Consider the following 15880-nt stretch of genomic DNA (forward strand, 5'->3'; position numbering starts at 1 on the left):
CCCGGGACCGGCCGGGCGGTGGGAGACACGGTCCGTCGGCCGACCGGTCCCGGACGGACGCTCCCGCGCCCCGCTGACCGCGGACGTCTCCTCCTTCCCGCGATCCACACCCGTTCGCCCCGGCCAGGTGCGGCCGGGGCGAACGGCGCCTCTTCCGGTCCTTCGCCACCGCCGGGGCGCTGCCGCAGGACTACGCGGTGTTCAGCCATTTCCTCACCTCCCACCCGCGTTCGCCGTTCCGCGGCCGACTGATGGTGGCGCGCACGGTCGGCGGGACCCGGCACGAGCTGAACGACACCACGTTGTCGGTGGAGCGGGTCGACGGCACCGGGGAGACCCGCGAGGTGGCTCTGGGAGAGGTGGGAACCGTGTTGCGTGAGGTGTTCGACATCGACCTTGACCAGGAAGAACGCCGGATCATCGAGGACCGGGTCAGGGGCTTCGTGGAAGCCCGGAGCGAGACCCACAACGTGTGATCGTGGTCACGTTTCGCGGGCGTTCGCGGGAACCCCTCCCGTGAACTCCGACGCCAGCGGGCGTGTCCTCGGTGAGAGGGCACGCCCACTCCGGCGGCCCCTCTCGGCCTTTCCGATTTAGGGTGATCGCACACGTTCGTGACCGTGCGTGTCTGGGCAGGACCTGTGGGGCGCGACCCGAGGGAGCTGTCCATGACGTACATGACCACCGACGACGTCCACGACTACGTCAACGGCGTCTGCTTCAAGACCGGCCCGCCAGGAAAGGTCGGGGCGGAGACCGAATGGCTCGTCACCGACCCCCTGCGCCCCACCGCACCCGTCACCATCGACCACCTCGCGGACCTGCTGGAGGCCTGTGGCCCCCCGCCCGCGGGAAGCCGGATCACCTTCGAGCCGGGCGGACAGATCGAGCTCAGCTCCGCCGCCCTCCCCGGACCGGCGCGCGCCCACGAGGCGCTCGCCCGGGACCTCGACCACATTCGCAAGACCCTCGCCGACGCCGGACTGCACCTGGCCGAGACGGCGCTCGACCCCGTTCGGCCCCCCGTCCGGCAGCTCCGCCTGCCCCGCTACACGGCCATGGAGCGGTTCTTCACCAACCGCCGCGAGCCCAGCGGCCGCACCATGATGTGCAGCACCGCCTCCCTACAGGTGTGCCTGGACACCGGCGCCGACGCCGCCGACGCCGTCTCCCGGTGGGAGCTCGTGCACCGGCTCGGTCCCGTCCTGGTGGCCGCCTTCGCCAACTCCGCCGTGTGGCGCGGCCGCCCCACCGGATGGAAGTCCACCCGCTGGGCGATCTGGGCCGCCACCGACGGCACCCGCACCCGCCCGGCCCTGGAGTCGCACAGCCACGCGGACCCGGCCACCGCCTGGGCCGAGTACGCCCTGAACGCGAACGTGCTCGCCGTGTCCGAGATCCCCGGCGGAGGAGGCGGGTGGACCGCCGACCCCGGCATCACCCTCGCCGAGTGGATCGCCGGACGCGGGGCCCGCCCCGCCACCGAGGCCGACCTGGAGTTCCACCTGTCCACGCTGTTCCCGCCCGTGCGCCCGCGCGGTTGGTGGGAGCTGCGGATGATCGACGCCCTCCCGCTGCGCTGGTGGCCGGTGCCGGTGGCCCTGGCCGCCGCCCTGGTCGACGACCCCCGCGCCCGCGCCGTTGCTGAGGAGGCCACCGAACGGCTGTGCCGGGGCCGCCTGCCCGCTCCCGACCTGTGGCGTCGCGCGGCCAGCCTGGGCCCGGCCGACCCCGGCGTCGCCGCCTGCGCGCGGGTGTGCTTCGACGCCGCCGTCGAGGCGCTGCCGGGGATGGGCGCCGCAGGGCTCGCCCATCTGGTGGACTCCTACGCCGACCTGTACGTCCGGCGCGGGCTGTGCCCGGCGGACGGGGCGCTCGGCGCACTCGTCCCCGTCCCGCGCGACGGAGACGGGCCCCGGGAGCGTGAGGACGCGCACCGGGAGCAGGAGGAGTACGGCGGCGCCGGAGCCGCCCACGGGGGAGGTCCCGCATGAGCCGCGAACAGGAACGCCTCAAGGAGCGCATCGCCGCCGAACTCGACCGCGGCAGGAGGCGCAGCAACGGCCTGACACTGGACGCCCTGGACGAGGAGGACCTGCTCGCCCAGCACTCCCCGCTGATGTCCCCGCTGGTCTGGGACCTGGCGCACATCGGCAACTACGAGGAGCAGTGGCTGCTGCGGGCCGCAGGGGGGCGCGCGGCGCTGCGCCCGGACATCGACGGCCTCTACGACGCCTTCGAGAACCCCCGGGCCGACCGGGTCGCGCTGCCCCTGCTGCGCCCGGAGGAGGCGCGCGCCTACAACGACCGGGTGCGCAGGGAGGTCCTGGACGCCCTCGACGCGGCGGACCTGGACGCGGTGCCCGCTCCCCGGGCTCCGGGGGAGAGGACCCTGCTGGAGGCGGGATTCGTCTACCACGTGGTCATCCAGCACGAGCACCAGCACGACGAGACCATGCTCGCCACCCACCAGCTGCGCCGGGGAGCGCCGGTCCTGCTGGAGGAGGAGGCGGCCCCTCCCCGGGCGGTGCCGCCCCCGTCCGAGGAGGTCCTGGTCCCCGCGGGGCCCTTCACCATGGGCACCGACGACGACCCCTGGTCCTACGACAACGAGCGCGGCGCGCACACCGTCGATCTGGACGCCTACTGGATCGACACCGATCCGGTGACCAACGCCGCCTACCAGCGGTTCGTGGACGACGGCGGCTACCGGGACCGGCGCTGGTGGAGCGCGCGGGGCTGGGAGTGGTGTCGGCGCCGCGAGGCCGAGGCACCCGCCTTCTGGGACCGTGACGGCACGACCTGGACCCGGCGCCGGTTCGGCCGTGTGGAGGAGGTGCCGCCGGACCAGCCGGTCCAGCACGTGTCGTTCCACGAGGCCGACGCCTACGCGCGTTGGGCGGGACGGCGGCTGCCCACCGAGGCCGAGTGGGAGAAGGCGGCCCGCTTCGACCCCGCCACCGGGCGCTCGCTCCGCTTCCCCTGGGGCGACGGGGACCCCGACCACAGCCGCGCCAACCTCGGCCAGCGCGCCCTGGGCCCGCACCCGGTCGGCGGGCACCCGGACGGCGTGTCCCCCCTGGGGGTGCGTCAGCTCATCGGCGACGTGTGGGAGTGGACCTCCACCACCTTCCACGGCTACCCCGGGTTCGCCTCGTTCCCGTACCGCGAGTACTCCGAGGTCTTCTTCGACCGCGACTACAAGGTGCTGCGCGGCGGCTCCTGGGCCACCCACCCCACGGCGGTCCGCTCCACCTTCCGCAACTGGGACCACCCGGTCCGGCGGCAGATCTTCAGCGGGTTCCGCTGCGCGCGCGACGCGGACCGCGACTGATGTGCCGCCACCTCGCCTACCTGGGGCCGCCGCGCACCGTGCACGACCTGCTGTACGCGGCGCCCCACTCACTGCACGTCCAGTCCTGGGCCCCGCGCCACCAGCGGTACGGCACCGTCAACGCCGACGGGTTCGGGGTCGGCTGGTACCCGGAGGGCGCCGCGGACCCCGAACCGCTGCGCTACCGCAGGGCCATGCCCATCTGGGGGGACGCCTCCTTCGCCGACGCCGCCCGGGCCATCCGCTCGGGGTGCGTGGTGGCCGCCGTCCGCGACGCCACGGTCGGGTTCGGCTCGGAGGAGTCCGGGGCCCAGCCCTTCCGTGCCGACCGCCTGCTGTTCAGCCACAACGGGGCGGCCCGGGACGACCAGGCGCTCCTGGCCGGGATGGCGGCGCCCTTCCCGCCCGACGCCCTGGACGCCCGGGCGCCCGTGGACTCCGCGCCCCTGTTCGCGCAGACCGTACGGACCTGGCGCGGTACGGGCGACCTCGCCGGGGCGCTGGTGTCGGCGGTCCGCCGCGCCAGGGAGCTCTCGGCGGGCCGGTACAACCTGCTGGCCAGCGACGGTGACGTGATCGTCGGGACGACGGCGGGGGACACCCTCTACACGCTGCGCGGCGAGGGGGTGTGGCTGGCCTCCGAACCCTTCGACGACGGGCGCGGCTGGCGTCAGGTCCCCGAGAACTCGGTGATCGTGGCCACCCGCGAGCACACCGACGTCCGGCCGCTCGGCTGAGCCCCGGTGCGCGGCCCACAGGCTCCGCCCGCCCCGGGTACATCCGTAAGGGACACAGGAGGCACCATGTTCAGGATCGACCGCAACCTGACCGCCGACGAGCTCGACAAGGCCCTGCGCGCCGACGTCGCGGAGGGCCTCACCGCCCGCCCCAAACAACTGCCGCCCAAGTGGTTCTACGACGAACGCGGCAGCGAGCTCTTCGAGGACATCACGCGGCTCCCGGAGTACTACCCGACCCGGGCCGAACGCTCCATCCTGGAGGCGCGAGCCGACGAGATCGCCGAGGCCGCCGGGTCCGTCGCGCTCATCGAACTCGGCTCCGGGGCCGGGGTCAAGACCCGCCTGCTCCTGGACGCCATGCGCCGGCAGGGGGACCTGGCCCGCTTCGTGCCGGTCGACGTGAGCGGGGAGTTCCTCGCCGCGTCTGCCCGCCCGGTGGCCGACGACTACCCCGGGCTGGACGTGCACGCCGTGGTCGGCGACTTCGAACGCCACCTCGGCCTGCTCCCGGTCAGCGAGGACGGCCGCCAGACGCTCGCGGTGCTCGGCTCCACCATCGGCAACCAGGAACCCGGGCCCCGCGCCTCCTTCCTGCGCGATATCCACGACGTCCTGCACCCGGGCGACTGCCTGTTGCTCGGGGCCGACCTGGTCAAGGACCCGGCCCGGCTCGTGGCCGCCTACGACGACCCGGGCGGGGTGACCGCCGCGTTCGACCGCAACGTGCTCTCGGTGATCAACCAGCGGCTGGGCGGCGACTTCGACCCCGCCGCCTACGACCACCTCGCGGTGTGGAACGCCGAGTGCGAGTGGATCGAGATGCGCCTGCGCGCCCGCTCCGCCCAGCACGTACGCGTCGCCGACCTGGACCTGGAGGTGGACTTCGCCGAGGGCGAGCAGATGCGCACGGAGATCTCCGCCAAGTTCCGACGCGAGGGCCTGACCGCCGAACTCGACGCCGCCGGATTCGACCTCACCCGCTGGTGGACCGACGACGCGGGGGACTTCGCTCTCACCCTGGCCACCGTGCGCTGAACCTCAGGCCCCGGCCGCGCTTCCGATCAGCGTGCCGACCGTGTACGTCACCAGCATGGCGAACGCGCCGCCGAGCACGCACCGCAGCGCGGCCCGCACCGGCAGGGCGCCGCCCATCCTCGCGCTGACCGCGCCCAGAAGACCCGTGGCCGCGAGCACCGCGACCACCGTCACCGCGAGCCGCCACGCGTCGGGGCTGAGCAGCATGGCGAACAGCGGCACCATCGCCCCCAGCAGGAAGGAGAACATGCTCGCGAACGCGGCCTGCCAGGGGTTGACCCGGTACCGGTTCAGACCCAGCTCCACCTCGACGTGCGCGCTCAGCGCGTCGTGGTCGGTGAGTTCGCGGGCCACCCTGCGGGAGAGGTCCTCACTGAGCCCGCGGTCCCGGTACATCCCGGCCAGCTCCTCCAGCTCGCCGTCGGGGTCGTCGGCCAGCTCGCGCCGCTCCCTGGCGATCGCGGCGCGCTCGGTGTCGCGCTGCGTGCTCACCGAGACGTACTCGCCCGCAGCCATCGACAGCGCGCCCGCGAGCGTCCCGGCCACCCCAGCGACCAGCAGCGCCTCGCGGTGCGGGGTGGCCCCCGCCACGCCCACCACCAGACCCGCCGTGGAGACGATCCCGTCGTTGGCGCCCAGAACAGCCGCACGGAGCCCGTTCAACAGCGACCCCAGCCGCTTCTGTGAGTGCTCCGTGTCGCGTTCCATGGGGTCAGAGTGACACGTGCGACGCGCCCCGACCCGTCTCACCACGCCGGACTCCGCTACGCTCGTGCCGTGTTCAAGGTAGGAGTTTTCGGCGCCGATGGGCGCATGGGGTCAGAGGTCGTCAAGGCGGTTCGGGCCGCCGACGACATGGAACTCGTCGCGGGCGTGGACAGCGCCGACGACCGTGAAGCCGTGCTGGGGGCCGACTACGTCGTCGACTTCACGCATCCCGACGTGGTGATGGACAACCTCGCCTGGCTGATCGGCCACGGCATCCACGCCGTCGTCGGCACGAGCGGCTTCGACGAGGCCCGTCTCGCCGAGGTGCGCGCCCTCCAGGCGGCCACGCCCGGGGCGAAGGTGCTCATCGCACCCAACTTCGGCATCGCCGCCGTGCTCATGATGCACTTCGCGAAGAAGGCCGCGCCCTACTTCGACACCACGGAGATCATCGAGCTGCACCACCCGAACAAGGCCGACGCCCCCAGCGGCACCGCCTACCGCACCGCCGAGCTGGTCGCCGAGGCCCGCCGCGAGGCCGGGGCCGGGCCGATGCCCGACGCCACCACCTCGGAGATCCCCGGCGCCCGCGGCGCCGACGTCGAGGGCGTCCGCGTGCACGCGCTGCGCGTCCAGGGGCTCATCGCCCACCAGGAAGTGGTGTTCGGCACCGACGGCGAGACCCTGAAGATCCGCCACGACTCCATGAACCGCGCCTCGTTCATGCCCGGCGTCCTCCTGGGCGTGCGCCGGACCGCCGAGCTGGCCGAGCCCCTCACGCTGGGCCTGGAGCCGCTCCTCGGCCTGGAGTAGCCACCGCACACCGCACGAGGGGGACCGCCGCCACGGCGGTCCCCCTCCGTCGCTTCCCCGTCGGCCCGGGGTCCGGCTCAGGCGCCCCGGCGGCAGGTCAGGAAGATCTGCGTCTCGGGGTGCGCGCCCTCCGGCTCGTAGGTGAGCACCCGTTCGTCCTCGATGACCAGCCCGGCGCGCTCCACCACCTCGCGCAGCTCGGCCCGGGGGTACCCCGACACACGGATCTCGGTGCCCAGGAAGGGGATGGCCTGGTCGTCGACGTCCGCCTCCACCATCGACAGGCACACCAGCCCGCCGGGAACCAGCGAGGCGCGCACACGGCCCAGGGCCTGGGGGATGCGCTCCTTGGGCAGGCACAGCAGCGAGAAGAACGCCACGATGGCGTCGTAGGACCGCTCCACCGGATCGAGGTCGACGATGTCGGCCCGGCGGAACCGCGCCTCCGGGACGTTGCGGCGGGCCAGCTCGATCATCCCCTCGGAGATCTCGAACCCGGTCACCCGGGCACCCGAGCTGACCAGCTGCCGCGCGGTGGGCAGACCGGTCCCCGAACCCAGGTCGAGGACCTGCGCGTTCGGTGGCAGCAGGGTCAACAGCCTGCGGACGCAGTCCTCCTGACCCTCCTTGTTCGGGAAGGCCTCGTCGTAGCGTTCTCCGATCGTGTCGAACGCGTCGGCCTGGTCGGCGTTGCGTTCGGCCCAGGCCACCGGGTCGGGGGCCAGCTCGCGGGGATCGGTGGGGTGGTCGCTCGGCACGGTTCTCCAAGGGGGTACGTAGGCGGGGCGGGCATCGTAACCGGTTCGGGGTCCCAAGGTGGGATCACTCAGGACGGACCAGGCAGGACGGCGTGTCCGTTCTCCAGGTAGACCGGGCCCCCGCCCCGGTCGTCCGCCTCGACGGCGGCGAGCATGCGTCGGGCCGTTCCCTCCGGGAGGTGGTCGAAGAGCCGCTCCGGCCCCACCCACTCCCAGCCCGACAGCTCCTCGGGCTGCAACCGGAAGTCGGTGTGCGGCACGTCGGCCCGGAACACCCACTGGTAGGCGGCCGTGCGGGGCGGGCTGGGCGGCACCCAGTCCACGACGAGCGCGGCGCGCACGCGCGGGGTCACGCCCAGCTCCTCGACGATCTCCCGGCGGCAGGCGGCCAGGGGGGACTCCTCGGCCTCCATGATCCCGCCGGGCACGCCCCAGGGGTGGTCCGGGTCGTACACGCGCCGTACCAACAGCACGTCTCCCGACACCGATCGGATGAGTCCGCCCGCCGCACCCCGGGTCGCGGGCAGGCTCGCGAAGAAGCCCTCGTCGCTCTGGTCCACCCGACCGACCCTAACCCTTCTAGCCCAGGGCGAGCGCCACCGAGAACAGCACACCGAAGGCCATCTGGAGCCGCCCGGTCTCCCCGAGGCCGAGCACCAGGTCGCGGCCGACCTGCCCGCCGAGCACCCGGCGCAGCGGGGGCACCGCGAGCGGTGCCGACACCAGGACGATCGGCACCCACCAGGACACCGAGGTCAGGACCAGCGCGACCAGGAAGGACGCCACGACCATGCCCGCGTAGAGGCGGCGGGTCCCGGTCTCGCCCAGGCGGACGGCCAGGGTGATCTTGCCGGTCTCCCGGTCCGTGGGGATGTCGCGCAGGTTGTTGATCACGAGGACGGAGCACGAGAGCAGGCCCACCGGCACCGACGCCACCCACGCCTGCCAGGGCAGTGACCCCATCTGCACGAACACCGTGCCCACCACGGCCACCACGCCGAAGAACACGAAGACGGAGACCTCGCCCAGCCCCCGGTACCCGTACGGGGTACGGCCGCCCGTGTAGTACCAGGCCGCCGCGATCGCCGCGGCGCCGATCAGCAGCAGCCACCACGAGCTGGTCGCCACGAGTACGAGGCCCACCGCACCGGCGAACGCGAAGCTCCCGAGCGCGGCGGCCAGCACCTGCCGGGGGGCCGCCAGACCGCTCGCGGTGAGCCGTGTGGGGCCGGTCCGCTCCTCGGTGTCGGTGCCCTTGACCCCGTCGCTGTAGTCGTTGGCGAAGTTCACCCCCACCTGGAGCGCCATCGACACCACAAGGGCGAGCAGCGCCTTCCACCAGACGAACCCGTCCAGGGAGAGGGCCAGCGCGGTACCGACCGCCACCGGGACGATCGAGTTCGGAAGCGTGCGGGGGCGCAGCCCCGAGACCCATTCACTGACCGTGGCCACGCGCCGGTCCTCCAGTTTCGAGACGGTGGCGCGCCGAGCGGCGCGCCGGACAACTACCCAACGGTAGTGCCTGGCCGGACCGCCCCCCGACCGGTGGGTCCAAGGCCCCGGTGCCGCTCCGTCGCCGCGCCGGGGCCCCGGTTCCACCGCCCTAGCCCGAGACGGCCGCGTGCAGCCGTACCATCGGGAGCAGACGACCCATGTCGATCTCCCGCCGCGCGCCGTCCGTACGCCACCCCGAGGCCTCGAAGAACGTCCGCAGCGCGTTCTCCTCCTCCGGAACCCACACGTGCACGGTGTCGAACCCGCCTTCCACGAGGTGGTCCACACACGCGTTCACCAGGCGGCTGCCGTGGCCCTGCCGCACCCGCTCCGGGTCCACGTGCAGGGCGAACACCTCGGCGTCCCTGGCGGGCCACACGTCCGGGTCGCCCGCGGGGCCGAACGCGGCGAACCCCACCACCGTTCGCACGCCGCCGTCCTCGTCGGTGGCCACCACGAGCCGGTGCTTGGAGGTGGGCGGCGACTCCAGCGCCGCCGTCCACTGCTCACGGAACTGCTCACGGGCCTCCGTGCCGGAGAGCCCCTCCGCGACCTCGGCGGGCAACAGCTCCCCGTACACCGAGCGCCATGACGCGACCTGGAGGTCCACCACCCGCTCCACGTCGGCGGCACGGGCGGGACGGACGAACTGAGCACTGGACACGAGGGGCCTCTCGGTTGGTTCCGGGGCGGCGCGCGCCGGTGGGCGACACGCCGGTCGAGAAGATCACCCACGCCGGAGTTTCCGGACCTTGCACCGGCATGGGAACATCTACGTTGTGAGCCTCATTATCAGAGTTATCGCGAACGCGCTGGCCCTTTGGGCCGCTGTCCTCCTCATCGACGGGATCGACGTCACGGCGCAGGACACCGCCGGTCAGATCGTCGTCTACCTCGTGGTCGGCGCGATCTTCGGTGTGGTCAACGCGGTCATCAAACCGATCGTGAAGACGGTCGGCTGCCTGTTCTACGCCCTCACGCTCGGGCTGATCGGGCTGGTGGTGAACGCGCTGCTGTTCATGCTCACCGCGTGGATCGCCGGACTGTTCGACGTCCCCTTCTACGTCGACGGGTTCTGGCCCGCGTTCTGGGGCGCCATCGTCGTCACCATCGTGAGCTGGGTCGTTAGCATGTTCCTGCCCGACAACAAGGACGACTGAGACACGCCCGAAACGACACCCGCACACCGTGCGCCGACCACGGTGGCACCGGGCCCCGTCCGAGTGACGCGGGCCCGGTGCGGGTAGGTTCACACAGCCGGGCACCGGTCGAGCGCGTAGGCTCCAGGTGACCCGGTCCGCCGCACCACCGGACACGGCCCCTCACCTCAACCCGCGAGGACGGGGGCCGAACCGGGCCCGCTCCCGCGCACTCCCACGTGTGCGGGACACACAGACTTTCCCGCTTCCGGTCAGAGCGTTCACCGGTCGCGGCGACGGACACACAGCGCCGTCTTCACCCGTGCACGGAGGAAAGCACCCGGCTCGGGACGCACACACACCTGTTTCACGCACATGGAGAGGAGGAAGGGCAACCCAGGGCCCCGACGCCTTCCGGGCGGGGGCCCGAGAGCCTTTCAACACGATGGTGGAAACCAAGAACCGCCCGTTCGGCAAGATGCTGACCGCCATGGTCACCCCGATGCTCGAAGACGGGGAACTCGACTACGACGGCGCCGCCCGCCTCGCCACCTACCTGGTGGACGAGCAGCACAACGACGGTCTCGTCATCAGCGGCACGACCGGCGAGTCGCCCACGACCAGCGACGACGAGAAGGACCGCCTGCTGCGCACGGTGGTCGAGGCCGTCGGCGACCGCGCCCAGATCGTCGCGGGAGTCGGCACCAACGACACCCGCCACAGCGTCAAGCTGGCGCGGGCCGCCGAGAAGGCGGGCGCGCACGGCCTGCTCGCGGTCACGCCCTACTACAACAAGCCCCCGCAGGAGGGGCTGATCCGGCACTTCTCCGAGATCGCCGACACCACCGACCTGCCGGTCATGCTCTACGACATCCCGCACCGCACCGGGACGCCGATCGCCTCCGAGACCCTGGTCCGGCTGGCCGAGCACCCGCGCATCGTCGCCAACAAGGACGCCAAGGACAACGTCGGCGCGAGCTCCTGGGTCATGGAGCGCACCGACCTGGCGTACTACTGCGGCACCGACATCCTCAACCTGCCGCTGCTGTCGGTCGGCGCGGCCGGATTCGTGAGCGTGGTCGGCCACATCGTCGGCAGCGACCTCAAGGACATGATCGACGCCTTCGACGCGGGCGAGGTCGGCCAGGCGCTGGCCATCCACCGCCGCCTCACCCCGGTCTACACCGGCATGTTCCGCACCCAGGGCGTCATCACCACCAAGGCGATCCTGAACCTCTTCGGCCTGCCGTCCGGCCCGGTCCGCACACCGCTCGCCGACGCCTCGTCCGAGCTCCAGGCCCTCCTGCGCGAGGACCTGGCGGCCGCCGGGGTCAAGGGCCCGATCGGCCTCGCCCCGCACCAGGCCGTGCCCGCCAGCGCCGTGCGCGTCGAACGACTGACGGAGGGTTCCGTATGAGTCACCCCCACCCCGAACTCGGCCCGCCCCCGCCCCAGGGCAAGGGCGTGCTGCGCATCGTTCCGCTCGGCGGACTCGGCGAGATCGGCCGCAACATGACGGTCTTCGAGTACGACGGCCGTCTGCTCATCGTCGACTGCGGCGTGCTCTTCCCCGAGGAGGAGCAGCCGGGCGTCGACCTGATCCTGCCGGACTTCGACTACGTCCGGGACCGCCTCGACGACATCGAGGCGATCGTGCTCACCCACGGGCACGAGGACCACATCGGCGGTGTGCCGTTCCTGCTCCGCGAGCGGGCCGACATCCCGATCGTGGGCTCCAAGCTCACCCTGGCGCTGATCAGCGCCAAGCTCGGCGAGCACCGGATCAAGCCCGAGACCGTCCTGGTGGAGGAGGGGGAGCGCCACGACTTCGGCCCCTTCGACCTGGAGTTCTTCGCGGTCAACCACTCCATCCCGGACGCGCTCGCCGTGGGCATCCGCACGCCCGGCGGCACGGTACTCCACACGGGCGACTTCAAGATGGACCAGCTCCCGCTGGACGGCCGCCTCACCGACCTGGCCGGGTTCTCCCGGTTCGGCGACGAGGGCGTCGACATCCTGCTGTCGGACTCCACCAACGCCGAGCAGCCCGGCTTCATCGTCAACGAGCGGAACCTGACCGAGGCCATCGACAAGGTGTTCCGCCAGGCCGAGAAGCGCATCGTGGTGGCGTGCTTCGCCTCCCACGTGCACCGGGTCCAGCAGATCATCGACTCGGCGACCGCGCACGGCCGCAAGATCGCGTTCGTGGGCCGGTCCATGGTCCGCAACATGAACATCGCGCGCGACCTGGGCTACCTGAGCATCCCCGGCGACACCATCGTCGACGTCAAGCAGCTCGACAAGATGCCCGCCGACGAGGTCGTGCTGGTCTGCACCGGCTCCCAGGGCGAGCCCATGGCGGCGCTGAGCCGCATGGCCAACCGGGACCACCAGATCCGCATCGAGGAGGGCGACACCGTCCTGCTGGCCTCGTCGCTCATCCCGGGCAACGAGAACTCGGTCAACCGGGTCATCAACGGCCTGACCCGCTGGGGCGCCAAGGTCGTGCACAAGGGCAACGCGCTCGTGCACGTGTCCGGGCACGCCTCCGCCGGTGAGCTGCTGTACGTGCTCAACATGGTGCGCCCGCGCAACTTCATGCCGGTGCACGGCGAGTGGCGCCACATGCGCGCCCACGCGGACCTGGCCAAGCTCACGGGCGTGCCGAACGACCGCATCGTCATCGCCGAGGACGGCGTGGTGGTGGACGTGTACAAGAACCGCGCGAAGATCGTCGGCGCGGTGCAGGCCGGCTACGTGTACGTGGACGGTTCCTCGGTCGGCGACGTCACCGACGCCGCGCTCAAGGACCGCCGCATCCTCGGCGAGGAGGGCTTCATCTCCGTCGTCGTGGCGGTGGACTCGGGCTCGGGGAAGATCCTCGGCGACCCCGAGATCCACACCCGGGGCGCGGGCATGGGCGCCGAGGCCTACGACGACGTCATCGACAAGATCCAGGACGCCCTGGACAAGGCCGCCGCGGACGGGGTGAACGACCCGCACCAGCTGCGCCAGCTCATCCGCCGCAGCACGGGCCGGTGGGTCAACGAGACCTACCGCCGACGGCCCATGATCATCCCCGTCCTGGTCGAGGTCTGACCGCAGGGGAGACATGACACCACGGCCCGGCCCGGGAGCGAACCCGCTCCCGGGCCGGGCCGTTCCCGTTCGAGCGCGACACGCCGCGCGTCCTTCCGTGCCCCGGCTTGGCCGGCTTAGTAGGCTTCCCGCCGTGCCGGGCCGCTGTGCCCGGACCTCGGAATCGATCCCGTCTCCGGTGGAGGTGACCCCCCGATGGCCACGCGTGCCTCCTCAGGCGGTGCTGGGCGCAAGAAGCCCGCGGCGCGCAGACCCGCGGCGAAGAAGCGTATGCCCGACGGGCCCATCGCCTACGTGGTCACCCTGTTCGGGCAGTTCCTGCTGGTGGTGTGGAAGGTCGTCGCGCACACCGTGGGCGGCGCGGCTCGGGCGGTGGGGCGCAGCGCGCGCGGCCTCGACCCGGATCTGCGCCGCGACGGCGCCGGGCTGATCCTGCTGGCCCTGGGCATCCTGGTCGCCGCCGCCGTGTGGTGGCAGAGCGACGGCCTCTTGCTGGAGGCCACGCGGTTCGTGGTCGTGGGCGGATTCGGCACCTTCTCACCGATCCTCCCGCTGCTCTTCCTGCCCATCGCGGTCAAGCTCATGCGCACGCCCAGCACGAGCAGGGAGGGCGACGCGGGGCGCCTGTTCATCGGGGTCACCGCGATCATGCTCGGTCTGCTCGGGCTCATCCACATCGCCCACGGCATCCCGCAGCCCGCCGACGGCGTCGAGGGCCTCCAAGAGGCGGGCGGCGTCATCGGGTTCGTCGCCTCCGGGCCGCTCAGCGCGGTGGTCACCCCCTGGATCACCGGGCTCCTGCTCGCCCTCGTCCTGGTCTTCGGCGTCCTCGTGGTGACCGCCACCCCGATCCGACGCATCCCGGACCGCCTCCAGACCCTGTTCGGCGCCCTCATGGAGCGCGACAGCGGCCCGGACTCGGGCATCGGACTGCTCGGCGCGGACCCGGAGAAGCCCGCCAAGCAGCGCAGGCGCAAACCCAGGGCCCAGGCCTCGGAGAGCGTGGCGGGCGACCACGAGCGCCCCTACGACAGCCCGGTCCTGCCCAGCGACCCCGAGAAGGGGGAGATCGCCCCCGCCCTCACCGACGAGGAGGAGGCCGGGGCCGCGGCGGCCGCAGCGGCGAAGAAGCCCGCCCGCAAGAAGCCCAAGGCCCCGGTCCCCGACCCCACCCCGGCTCCGGCCACCACCGAACAGCTCTCCATCCCCTCCCGCGTGGTCGAGGGCGACTACGAGCTGCCCGCACCGACCATGCTCAAGCCGGGCACCCCGGTCAAGCCCCGCACCCAGGCCAACGACGACGTGGTCGCCGCCCTGAGCGGTGTCATGGAGCAGTTCAAGATCGACGCCGAGGTCACGGGGTTCACCCGGGGCCCCACCGTCACCCGGTACGAGATCGAACTCGGCCCGGCGGTGAAGGTCGAAAAGGTCACGGCGCTGTCCAAGAACATCTCGCTCGCGGTGAAGAGCGCCGACGTGCGCATCCAGTCGCCCATCCCCGGCAAGTCCGCGATCGGTGTGGAGATCCCCAACACCGACAAGGACATCGTGAGTCTGGGCGACGTGCTCCGCTCCTCGGCGGCCACCTCGGACGACCACCCGATGCTGGTGGGGCTGGGCAAGGACGTCGAGGGCTCCAACGTGGTCGCCAACCTCGCCAAGATGCCGCACGTGCTGGTCGCCGGTGCGACCGGCGCCGGTAAGTCCACGTGCATCAACGGGCTCATCACCTCGCTGATGATGCGCGCCACCCCCGACGAGGTGCGCATGATCCTGGTCGACCCCAAGCGGGTCGAGCTGACCATGTACGAGGGCATCCCGCACCTGATCACCCCCATCATCACCAACCCGAAGAAGGCCGCGGAAGCCCTCCAGTGGGTGGTGGGGGAGATGGACCGCCGCTACGACGACCTCGCGGCCTCCGGGTTCAGGCACGTCGACGACTTCAACGCCGCCGTGCGCACGGGCGAGCTCACCGCGCCGCTGGGCAGCGAACGCGTCTACGAGCCCTACCCCTACCTGCTGGTGATCGTCGACGAGCTCGCCGACCTCATGATGGTCGCCCCGCGCGACGTCGAGGACGCGGTGGTGCGCATCACCCAGCTCGCGCGCGCCGCCGGAATCCACCTGGTGCTGGCCACCCAGCGCCCCAGCGTCGACGTGGTGACCGGGCTGATCAAGGCCAACGTCCCCTCCCGGCTGGCCTTCGCCACCTCCAGCCTCGCCGACAGCCGGGTCATCCTCGACCAGCCCGGTGCGGAGAAGCTCGTGGGCAAGGGGGACTCGCTCTTCCTCCCGATGGGCGCGGGCAAGCCCATCCGCCTCCAGAACGCCTGGGTGGGGGAGAAGGAGATCCGGGGGATCGTCGACCACTGCAAGAAGCAGTCCGAGCCCAGCTACCGCGAGGACGTCGCGGTCGTCGACACCAAGAAGAAGGAGATCGACGAGGAGATCGGCGACGACATGGACCTGTTGGTCCAGGCGGTCGAGCTGGTGGTCACCACCCAGTTCGGTTCCACGTCGATGCTCCAGCGCAAGCTCAGGGTCGGGTTCGCCAAGGCGGGCCGTCTGATGGACCTCATGGAGAGCCGCGACGTGGTCGGCCCCAGCGAGGGTTCCAAGGCGCGCGACGTGCTCGTGCAGCCGGACGACCTCGCGGCGGTGCTCACCGACATCCGGGGCGGATGAGACGGACACCACGTCCGTGACGTCCGATTTGGCGCGATCTTGAGTCCTTCATGGGGCGTGGTGACCTGCGTT

The 15880-nt window shown here is 72.0% G+C and carries 15 protein-coding genes; 10 read left to right on the top strand and 5 right to left on the bottom strand.

What is annotated here, in order from left to right:
- Positions 1-179: 179 nt before the first annotated feature.
- From ABZ635_RS04805 to egtD, 5 genes are all read left to right on the top strand, one after another.
- The gene (locus tag ABZ635_RS04805) at positions 180-476 is read left to right on the top strand and encodes an arylamine N-acetyltransferase (RefSeq protein WP_357759140.1); all 297 of its coding nucleotides are present in this window, start codon (positions 180-182) and stop codon (positions 474-476) included.
- Positions 477-668: 192 nt separating this feature from the next.
- Complete coding sequence (egtA, locus tag ABZ635_RS04810; RefSeq protein ID WP_357758969.1) at positions 669-1994, top strand: ergothioneine biosynthesis glutamate--cysteine ligase EgtA; 1326 nt, start codon at positions 669-671, stop codon at positions 1992-1994.
- Complete coding sequence (gene egtB, locus ABZ635_RS04815) at positions 1991-3334, top strand: ergothioneine biosynthesis protein EgtB (RefSeq protein WP_357758972.1); 1344 nt, start codon at positions 1991-1993, stop codon at positions 3332-3334. Before egtA ends, egtB begins: the two co-directional genes overlap by 4 nt.
- Positions 3334-4071, top strand: coding sequence for an ergothioneine biosynthesis protein EgtC (egtC, locus tag ABZ635_RS04820; RefSeq protein WP_357758975.1), 738 nt, complete (start codon positions 3334-3336; stop codon positions 4069-4071). Before egtB ends, egtC begins: the two co-directional genes overlap by 1 nt.
- Before the next feature lie 66 nt (positions 4072-4137).
- The gene (gene egtD, locus ABZ635_RS04825) at positions 4138-5109 is read left to right on the top strand and encodes an L-histidine N(alpha)-methyltransferase (protein ID WP_357758978.1); all 972 of its coding nucleotides are present in this window, start codon (positions 4138-4140) and stop codon (positions 5107-5109) included.
- A 3-nt stretch (positions 5110-5112) separates the two neighbouring features.
- On the opposite strand, the gene ABZ635_RS04830 is transcribed toward egtD, so the two are convergent.
- Positions 5113-5817 (bottom strand): VIT family protein, encoded by a 705-nt coding sequence (locus ABZ635_RS04830; RefSeq protein ID WP_357758981.1) that lies wholly within the window; start codon positions 5815-5817, stop codon positions 5113-5115.
- A 69-nt stretch (positions 5818-5886) separates the two neighbouring features.
- Between ABZ635_RS04830 and dapB the strand changes: the two genes are divergently transcribed.
- Positions 5887-6630 carry a 4-hydroxy-tetrahydrodipicolinate reductase gene (dapB, locus tag ABZ635_RS04835; RefSeq protein ID WP_357758984.1) on the top strand — a complete coding sequence of 248 codons (744 nt, stop codon included), beginning with the start codon at positions 5887-5889 and terminating at the stop codon, positions 6628-6630.
- 77 nt (positions 6631-6707) lie between these two features.
- On the opposite strand, the gene ABZ635_RS04840 is transcribed toward dapB, so the two are convergent.
- From ABZ635_RS04840 to ABZ635_RS04855, 4 genes are all read right to left on the bottom strand, one after another.
- Positions 6708-7388, bottom strand: coding sequence for a methyltransferase domain-containing protein (locus tag ABZ635_RS04840; protein ID WP_357758987.1), 681 nt, complete (start codon positions 7386-7388; stop codon positions 6708-6710).
- Positions 7389-7456: 68 nt separating this feature from the next.
- Positions 7457-7948 (bottom strand): NUDIX hydrolase, encoded by a 492-nt coding sequence (locus ABZ635_RS04845; RefSeq protein WP_357758990.1) that lies wholly within the window; start codon positions 7946-7948, stop codon positions 7457-7459.
- A gap of 19 nt (positions 7949-7967) precedes the next feature.
- Positions 7968-8840 carry a 1,4-dihydroxy-2-naphthoate polyprenyltransferase gene (locus tag ABZ635_RS04850; RefSeq protein ID WP_357758993.1) on the bottom strand — a complete coding sequence of 291 codons (873 nt, stop codon included), beginning with the start codon at positions 8838-8840 and terminating at the stop codon, positions 7968-7970.
- Positions 8841-8991: 151 nt separating this feature from the next.
- Positions 8992-9546, bottom strand: a complete 555-nt coding sequence (locus ABZ635_RS04855; RefSeq protein WP_357758996.1) for a GNAT family N-acetyltransferase — start codon at positions 9544-9546, stop codon at positions 8992-8994.
- A gap of 115 nt (positions 9547-9661) precedes the next feature.
- Here ABZ635_RS04855 and ABZ635_RS04860 point away from each other — a divergent pair, with 115 nt between their 5' ends.
- From ABZ635_RS04860 to ABZ635_RS04875, 4 genes are all read left to right on the top strand, one after another.
- On the top strand, positions 9662-10042 hold the full coding sequence (locus ABZ635_RS04860; protein ID WP_357758999.1) for a phage holin family protein: 381 nt from the start codon (positions 9662-9664) through the stop codon (positions 10040-10042).
- Between the two features lie 424 nt (positions 10043-10466).
- On the top strand, positions 10467-11438 hold the full coding sequence (gene dapA / locus ABZ635_RS04865; protein WP_357759001.1) for a 4-hydroxy-tetrahydrodipicolinate synthase: 972 nt from the start codon (positions 10467-10469) through the stop codon (positions 11436-11438).
- Complete coding sequence (locus ABZ635_RS04870) at positions 11435-13120, top strand: ribonuclease J (RefSeq protein WP_357759004.1); 1686 nt, start codon at positions 11435-11437, stop codon at positions 13118-13120. Before dapA ends, ABZ635_RS04870 begins: the two co-directional genes overlap by 4 nt.
- Before the next feature lie 195 nt (positions 13121-13315).
- Complete coding sequence (locus ABZ635_RS04875; protein ID WP_357759007.1) at positions 13316-15808, top strand: DNA translocase FtsK; 2493 nt, start codon at positions 13316-13318, stop codon at positions 15806-15808.
- Positions 15809-15880: the final 72 nt, after the last annotated feature.

This window comes from Nocardiopsis sp. NPDC007018 (assembly GCF_040635075.1).
Classification (GTDB): Bacteria; Actinomycetota; Actinomycetes; order Streptosporangiales; family Streptosporangiaceae; genus Nocardiopsis.